Genomic DNA, 7,662 nt, shown 5'->3' on the forward strand with positions numbered 1-7,662 from the left:
CCCCCCGGTGCGCATCGGCCTCAGGCCCCGGCCAGCGCTTGGTCGAGGCTCGTGCGCAGCAGCCCCATCGCCTCGTCGATCTCCTCGCGCGTGACGTTGAGCGGCGGCATGAAGCGCACCGTGCTCGCGCCGCAGGACAACAGCAGCAATCCGTTGTGGAACGCGCGCGTGACCACCGCATCGCACAGCGCCCGTGCCGGCGTGCGCGCCGCGTCGGCCTCGATCAGCTCCATGCCGATCATCAGGCCCTTGCCGCGCAACTGGCCGATGCACGGGTAGTCGCGGGCCAAGTCGTTCAGCGCGCTCATGAAATGCGCGCCGACCGTGGCCGCGTTACCGACCATCCCGCCTTCGACGAGATCGATTGTCGCGTTCGCCGCGGCGCATGCGATCGGATTGCCGCCGTAGGTGTTGCCGTGCGCGCCGCGCTTCCACTGCGCCATCAGGCGCTTCTTCGCGACCATCGCGCCGATGGGGAGACCGGAGCCCAGTCCCTTCGCGAGCGTCATGATGTCCGGCGATACGCCCCAGTGCTGGCTGGCGAACATGCGCCCGGTGCGGCCAGTGCCCGACTGCACTTCGTCGAAGATCAGCAGGATGCCGTGTTCGTCGCACAGTGCGCGCAGGCCGGCGAGGAAGCCGTCGGGCGGCACGACGTAGCCGCCTTCGCCCTGGATCGGTTCGACCAGGATCGCGGCGACTTCCGACGGCGGCACGCTGCGTTCGAACAACATGCGGATGTAATCGAGCACCGCCACGCCCTGGTCGTCGCCGGCGAACAACGGGCGATAGGGATTCGGATAAGGCACGTGCACCACGCCCGGCATGGTGGCGAAGAAGCCCTTCTGCTGCGTGTACTTGCTCGAGGTGAAGGCGAGCGAGCCCATCGTGCGCCCATGGAAACCGCCGAGGAAGCCGATGAACCGCGAACGCCCGGTGATGTAACGCGCCAGCTTGATCGCCGCTTCGACCGCTTCGGTGCCCGACTGGCACAGGAAGCTCATCGCCGGCTCGCCCATCGGCGCGATGCGCGCAAGACGCTCGCCCAGACCGATCATCTCCTCGTGCCAGTAATCGCTCGAGATGTGCAGGAACTGCGAGGCGGCGCCCTGCACCGCCGCGACGACCTGCGGATGCGCGTGTCCCGTGCTGCACACCGCGATTCCCGCGGCGAAGTCGAGGAACCGATTGCCGTCGACGTCCCACACCTGCGTGCCGCGGCCGTGCGACATCACGAAGGGATAGTCGCGCGGATACGAGGGCGAAATGACCTCGGCGTCGCGCGCGAGCATCGCTTGCGCCTTCGGGCCGGGGAGCGGCATGCGGATGTGGTTCATGTCCATGGCGGTTCCGTTCATGGCGTCGGCAGCACGACGGCGCGTGCGTGGGCGTCGCGGGTACGCGCATGCAAGGCGCGCAGGGTGGTCAGTTCGTGCGAAGTCGGCGGGGCCACTTGCGTGATCACATCTGCCACGGCGAGCGGCCAGCCGACGGCCGCGCGCGCTTCTTCGACGCTCGCGCCTTCGAACAACGCGGTCAGCTGCAACTCGTCGGTTTGCGCGTGTGGCGCGAGGATGCCGAAGTCGGTGATCACCGCGCGCGGGCCGCCGCCCTGCGCGGCGCTGCGGGCGCGTGCGCCGTTGCCGTCGCCGAAGCCGGCCGTCGTGCGGAAGTCGAGCGTTTCGACGAAGCTGCGTGGCGTGGCCTTCAACAGGACGAAGGTCTCGCGCACATGCGCGGCGATCTCCGGCGCGCCGCCCGCGCCGGGCAAGCGCGTCGACGGCGCATCGTACGGGCCGATGACCGTGCTGTTCAGATTGCCGAAGCGATCGATCTGCGCGGCACCGAGGAAGCCGACATCCACGCGCCCGGCCTGCAGGTAGTACGCGAACACGTCCGGCATCGGTACGACAAACGCCGCGGTCTCCGCAAGCTCGCCGTCGCCGATGGACAAGGGCAGCACGTCGGGCTTCGTCCCGATCGTCCCCGATTCGTAGATCAGCACGATGTCCGGCGCATGCGTCAGGCGCGCGAGGTTGCATGCCGCGCTCGGCAAGCCGATGCCCACGAAACACACGCAACCGTCGCGCAACATGCGCGCGGCGGCGATGGTCATCCACTCGTCGCGCGTCGCGGCCGTCATGCGGCCTGCCTGTCGAGGCGCGCGAGGAAGCCCGCGTGGTCGGCGGTGTCGAGCACGTTGCCCTGCATCCACGCGCGGAACGTGTCGCGGTCGCGCGCGATGGCGTCCCAGCGCTGGTAGAACCCGTTGTCGCGCGCGTAGTGGCCCTGCGCGTACGACGGATACGCGCCGCCCGGGCAATGCACCACGGCGGTGACCACCCAGTGCGGCAGCACGATGCCGTTCATCGCGGGCGGCAGGGCATCGACGATTTCCTCGACGGTGACGATCAGTTTCGACGCCGCCATCGCCGCTTCGCGCGCCGCACCGACGATGCCGTGCAGCGCGACGTTGCCCGCGCGATCCGCGCGTTGCGCGTGCAGGATCGTCACGTCGGGATTCAACGCGGGCACCGCCGCCAGGCGCTCGCCGGTGAACGGGCACTCGATGCGGCGGATGCGCGCGTTCGCCTGGTCGAGATCGTTGTCGAGATACCCGCGCAACACGCCGAACGGCAGGCGCGCGGCGCCGGCGCAGAACGCGGCGACCATGCCGGCGTGGCTGTGTTCGTCGAGTTCGAGCGGCCGCGGCCATTGGTGCTCGACCGCGTCGCGCAAGCGATGCAGCGAACCGACGCCGGGATTGCCGCCCCACGAGAACGTCAGCTTGCGCGCACAGCCCATGCCGATGAGCTGGTCGTAGATCAGGTCCGGGGTCATGCGGATCAGGTGCAACTCGCGCTTGCCCTGCCGGATCAATTCGTGCCCTGCGGCGAATGGGATCAGGTGCGTGAAGCCTTCCAGCGCGACGCTCGCGCCGTCGTCGACGTGCGCGGCGATCGCGTCATGGAGCGACGCCGCGTGCACGTGCGTTACTCCACCACCGTGCGCGACTGCTCGCGCAGGTATTGCTGCAGGTAGTAGAACGACGCAATCGCCTTGCCCGTCGAACCCGAACCCTTCCACCCGCCGAAGGGTTGATAGCCGGGCCAGGCCCCCGTCGTCGCGCCCTGCGGGCGATTGGCGTAGGTCACGCCGGCTTCGATGTGGTCCTGGAACCACGGCACTTCGTCGGCGCCACCGTAGAAGCCCGCAGTGAGGCCCATGTCGGTGTCGTTGGCCAGGCGCATCGCATCGTCGCGGTCGCGGTAGCGATGCAGCATCACGATCGGCAAGAACATCTCCTGCTTCCACAACGGGTGCGAGACGTCGGCCTCGGCGAGCACAGGTTCGACGTAATAGCCCTTGCCGCCACCGTTCTCGCGCAACTGCTTGCCGCCGCGCAGCAGGCGCGCGCCTCCGGCTTCGAGGTCGAGCACGTAGCGCGCGTAGTTGGCGTAGGCGCTGGCGTTGACGACGGGCCCGAGCCAATGCTCGCGCTTGCGCGCATCGCCGATGCGGATGGCATCGATCTGTTGCAGGAGTTTCCCGACCAATGCATCGGCCACCGATTCGTGCACGTACAGCCGCGAGAGCGCGGAACATTTCTGCCCGCCCATGCCGAACGCCGAACGCGCGATGCCGGCCGCCGCGCGGTCGAGATCCGCATGCTCGGTGACGATGCAGGGATTCTTGCCGCCCATCTCCGCGATGCACGGCCGCGGGTACGCACCGCCCGCCATCTGCTGCATGAGATTGCGGCCCACCGGCACCGAGCCGGTGAAGGTGATGCCCGCCGTGAGCGGATGCTTGGCGAGTGCGTCACCCGCTTCGCTGCCGCTGCCCGAGAGATAGTTGAACGTGCCCGCCGGGAAGCCGGCGTCGCGTAACACTTCCGCAAGCAGGCGCCCGGACCATGGCGTGTCGGTCGCCGACTTGAAGACCACGGTGTTGCCGGTGACCAGCGCCGCGGCGACCGGCCCGCCCGCGAGCGCGAAGGGGAAATTGAACGGCGCGATCACCACCCACGCGCCGTAGGGCCGCATCACGCTGCGGTTGTGCGAGGCCATGCCTTCGATGGGATCGTCGGGCAAGGGCTTTTCGAAGCCCGCGTGCCGCTCGAAGTCGTCGGCATAGTGGTGGAAGAAGTCCACGGTTTCCTGCGCCTCGCCAAGCGCCTCCATCCGGTTCTTGCCGACTTCCAGCGTCAGGGCGGCGGCGATGTCGTACACGCGCTGCTGCATCAAGTCGCCGGCCTTGCGCAGCAACGCGGCGCGTTGCGCGACGGGCAGCGCGCGCCATTTCGGATACGCGGCGTGCGCGGCCTGCATCGCGGCATCGACGTCGCCGGCATCGGCCAACGGGAACTCGCCGAGGATCACGTCGGTGTCGATCGGCGTGCGCTTGGCGGACCAATGCGCGGGCGCGCGATCCGCGCCATTGACGAACAATGGATGCCGCTGCCCGAACCGTGCTTCGAGGCGCGCGAGCGCGTCTTCGAATTGCACGTGCATTTCGGCCGGCGGGTTGAACATCGTCGCGTAGGTGAGGCGGAAACTCATGGGTGGACCTCGACGGGGGTCGATGCGAAATGGCGTTCGAGCAGGCGATCGAGCAGCGTGAGCGCGTGGTCGAGCGCGTCTTCCTCGATGACCAGCGGCGGCGCGAGCAGGATCAGGTTGCCGCGCGTGGCGAAGGACACCCCTTCGGCCATCGCCTCGTGGACCAGCGCCTTCAGCGCAGGCGGCGTGTGCGGCCACGATGCGAGCGGTGCGCGCGTGTCGCGATCGGCGACGAGTTCGATCACGACGAACAAGCCGTGTCCGCCGCGCACGTCGCCGATGACCTCGTGCCGTTGCTGCAAGCGTTTGGCTTGCGCGAGCAATTGCGCGCCGAGCGTGCGCGAACGTTCGATCAGGTTCTCGTCGGCATACGCCTCCAGCGCCGCGACGCCGGCCGCGCACGCGAGCGGATGGCCGCAATACGTCAGGCCGGTGTAGAGCATTTCGTGTTCGAGGCGCGAGGCGATGGCGTGCGACAGCACGACCGCGCCGAGCGGCACCGCCGCGCCGGTGAGGCCCTTGGCGAGCGTCATCATGTCGGGCGGGCACGTGTCGCGATGCCGCTGCCAGGCGAACCATTCGCCGCAACGGCCGAAGGCGCTCATCACTTCGTCAGCGATCAGGTACACGGCGCGTTGCGCGGTCGCGCGGCGCAACGCCGGCCAGTACGAATCGGGCGCGACGATGCCGTTCGTGCCCGCGTTGGGTTCCATGAGCACGGCGGCCACGCGGTCGACGCCGATTTCGTCGATGCGTCGCGCGACGGCGTCTGCGCCGCGGCGGCCACAGTCGTCCGCGTCCGCACTGTCGAACGGGCACCGATACGCATAGGGCGGCGGAACGTGCGAGACGCCCATCCCCTGCGCATCGACCTGCGCCTGCGTCCGCGAATCCCCCGACAACGCCATCGCCAGGTGCGTGGCGCCGTGGTACGAGCGATCGCGCGCGATGATGGTGCCGCGCGGTTTGCGCGACGCCTGCCGCGCGATCTTGACCGCGTTTTCGTTGGCGTCCGCGCCGCCGAGGGTGAAGAACACCCGGCCGCCTTCGAAGCCGGAACGCTCCAGCAGCATGTCCGCCAACCGCGCCCGCGGCTCCGCGCCCCACGCATTGCTGACGTAACACAGGCGCTGCGCCTGCGCGCGGATCGCCTCGACGAGCTTCGGATGCTGGTGCCCGAGGTTGCTGCATTCGGCCAGGCTGCTCATGTCGAGCACGCGGCGCCCGTCGGACAACCGCAACCATGCGCCTGCGCCACCGACGACCGTCGGCGCGCGCCAGTCGGCCTGGACCGACCAGCTGTGCAACACCGATTGGCGTTCGTCGATCGACATCGCGAACCTCTCCCGGGGGACTCGCATTTGTGCGCTATGCGCACGCAATGTGCGTATTGCGCACCACTCTATGAAGCACTTACCCTCGACGTCAATCCGTCCAAACAGTCGAACGACAGACGCATGGCGAAGTCGGCACGCGCCCAACCGGCCTTCGAGGACAGCCGCGATTATGTCCAGTCCCTCGCCCGCGGACTGGCGGTGTTGCGCGCCTTCGACGCCGAACACACCCGCCTGAGCCTGGCGGAGATCGCGCACCGCGCGTCGACCTCCCGGGCCGCCGCGCGACGCCTGATCATGACGCTCGAGCACCTGGGCTATGTGCGCCTGAGCGGGCGTGAATACGTGCTCAGCCCGAGCGTCCTCGAACTCGGGTTCGGCTACCTGGGTTCGCTCAATCTCACCGACCTCGCGCAGCCGCTGCTGGAAGAACTCGCGCGCACCGTCAACCAGAGCAGCTCGATGGCGGTGCTCGACGGCCAGTCCATCGTCTACGTCGCACGATCGCCCGGCCGCCGGATCATGAGCGTGACGCTCGGCGTCGGCGCGCGGCTACCGGCCTCCACCGCCTCGATGGGCCGCGTGCTGCTCTCGGGGCTGGACGAAGACTCGCTCGACGCCTGGCTGACGCATTGCAAGCCGGCCAAGCTCACTGCGCATACGGTCACGGACGTACGGCGGCTGCGCCGCATCGTCGAAGACGTGCGCCGGCAGGGGCATGCGTGGGTCGAACAGGAACTGGAAATGGGCCTGTGTTCGATCGCCGTCCCCGTGCACAACGGCGACGGGCGCGTGGCCGCGGCGATCAACGTGAGCATGCCGTACTACCCGGACGTCGAACGCGACGCCACGCGCACGATCCTGCCGCAATTGAAACTGACGGCCGCGGCCATCGAAGGCTGCGCGCCATCGCATCGGCTCCCGGCGGTCGCTGCATGAACACCGCGCGCGCCGTCTTTCTCTGCGACGGCGTGCGCACGCCCTTCGGCCGCCACCGCGGCGGCCTGTCGATGGTCCGCACCGACGATCTGGCCGCGCTGCCGCTGCGCTGGTTGCTGGAACGCAATCCACGGCTCGATCCTGCGTCCATCGACGAGGTCCTCCTCGGCTGCGCGAACCAGGCCGGCGAGGACAACCGCAACGTCGCGCGCATGGCCGCCTTGCTCGCGGGCTTGCCCGTCTCCGTGCCCGGCGTGACGGTCAATCGCCTGTGCGCGTCGGGCCTGGAGGCGGTCGGGCAAGCCGCGCGGGCGATCGCACTCGGCGAAGCCGATGTCGTGGTCGCTGGCGGCGTGGAAGGCATGTCGCGCGCGCCGTACGTGATGGCAAAGGCCGATGCGCCGTTCGGGCGCGAACAGACCCTCGAAGACACGACCCTGGGCTGGCGCCTGGTCAATCCCGCAATGCGGGCGCTGCACGGCGTGGAGTCGATGGCGCAGACGGCGGAGATCCTCGCGCGCGAACACGCGATCTCGCGCGAAGACCAGGATGCATTCGCCCTGCGCTCCCAACAGCGCGCGGCGCGGGCCATCGCGAATGGCCGCTTCGCCGATGAACTGATGCCGGTCGGCCAATGCGTCGCCGACGAACAACCGCGCAGCGACACCTCGCGCGAGAAACTCGCGACGCTCGCGCCGCTCCTCGGCCAAGGCGGCACCGTGACCGCGGGCAATGCGTCCGGGCTGAACGACGGCGCATGCGCGCTGTTGTTGGCGTCCGCAGCGGCGGTCGAACGCCACGGACTGACGCCCCGCGCGCGTGTCCTC

General features: G+C 69.1%; 7 protein-coding genes. 2 read left to right on the forward strand and 5 right to left on the reverse strand.

Features of this window, described 5'->3' with window-relative positions:
- Positions 1-20: 20 nt before the first annotated feature.
- From LF41_RS04380 to LF41_RS04400, 5 genes are read right to left on the reverse strand one after another with little or no spacing between them, the layout of a single operon-like run.
- The gene (locus LF41_RS04380) at positions 21-1,358 is read right to left on the reverse strand and encodes an acetyl ornithine aminotransferase family protein (RefSeq protein ID WP_052116134.1); all 1,338 of its coding nucleotides are present in this window, start codon (positions 1,356-1,358) and stop codon (positions 21-23) included.
- Positions 1,355-2,143 (reverse strand): CoA-transferase subunit beta, encoded by a 789-nt coding sequence (locus LF41_RS04385; RefSeq protein WP_036166408.1) that lies wholly within the window; start codon positions 2,141-2,143, stop codon positions 1,355-1,357. The genes LF41_RS04380 and LF41_RS04385 overlap by 4 nt, the downstream gene beginning before the upstream one ends.
- Positions 2,140-2,988, reverse strand: coding sequence for a CoA transferase subunit A (locus LF41_RS04390; RefSeq protein ID WP_036166410.1), 849 nt, complete (start codon positions 2,986-2,988; stop codon positions 2,140-2,142). Before LF41_RS04390 ends, LF41_RS04385 begins: the two co-directional genes overlap by 4 nt.
- Before the next feature lie 5 nt (positions 2,989-2,993).
- Entirely contained in the window at positions 2,994-4,562 is a 1,569-nt protein-coding gene (locus tag LF41_RS04395; RefSeq protein ID WP_036166412.1) for an aldehyde dehydrogenase family protein, read from the reverse strand.
- Positions 4,559-5,896 carry an aminotransferase family protein gene (locus tag LF41_RS04400; RefSeq protein ID WP_036166415.1) on the reverse strand — a complete coding sequence of 446 codons (1,338 nt, stop codon included), beginning with the start codon at positions 5,894-5,896 and terminating at the stop codon, positions 4,559-4,561. Before LF41_RS04400 ends, LF41_RS04395 begins: the two co-directional genes overlap by 4 nt.
- A 123-nt stretch (positions 5,897-6,019) precedes the next feature.
- On the opposite strand from LF41_RS04400, the gene LF41_RS04405 reads away from it, so the two are divergent.
- On the forward strand, positions 6,020-6,835 hold the full coding sequence (locus LF41_RS04405; RefSeq protein ID WP_036166416.1) for an IclR family transcriptional regulator domain-containing protein: 816 nt from the start codon (positions 6,020-6,022) through the stop codon (positions 6,833-6,835).
- On the forward strand, positions 6,832-7,662 hold an 831-nt coding region (locus LF41_RS04410), incomplete at its 3' end, for an acetyl-CoA C-acyltransferase (protein ID WP_036166419.1). The genes LF41_RS04405 and LF41_RS04410, both read left to right, overlap by 4 nt.

Source organism: Lysobacter dokdonensis DS-58, from assembly GCF_000770795.1.
Taxonomy (GTDB): Bacteria; Pseudomonadota; Gammaproteobacteria; order Xanthomonadales; family Xanthomonadaceae; genus Noviluteimonas; species Noviluteimonas dokdonensis.

Bases quoted from the DNA above. Each gene is read 5' to 3' on its own strand.
- LF41_RS04400 (WP_036166415.1), bottom strand. From the start codon at position 5,896: ATGTCGATCGACGAACGCCAATCGGTGTTGCACAGCTGGTCGGTCCAG.
- LF41_RS04380 (WP_052116134.1), bottom strand. From the start codon at position 1,358: ATGAACGGAACCGCCATGGACATGAACCACATCCGCATGCCGCTCCCC.
- LF41_RS04385 (WP_036166408.1), bottom strand. From the start codon at position 2,143: ATGACGGCCGCGACGCGCGACGAGTGGATGACCATCGCCGCCGCGCGC.
- LF41_RS04405 (WP_036166416.1), top strand. From the start codon at position 6,020: ATGGCGAAGTCGGCACGCGCCCAACCGGCCTTCGAGGACAGCCGCGAT.
- LF41_RS04395 (WP_036166412.1), bottom strand. From the start codon at position 4,562: ATGAGTTTCCGCCTCACCTACGCGACGATGTTCAACCCGCCGGCCGAA.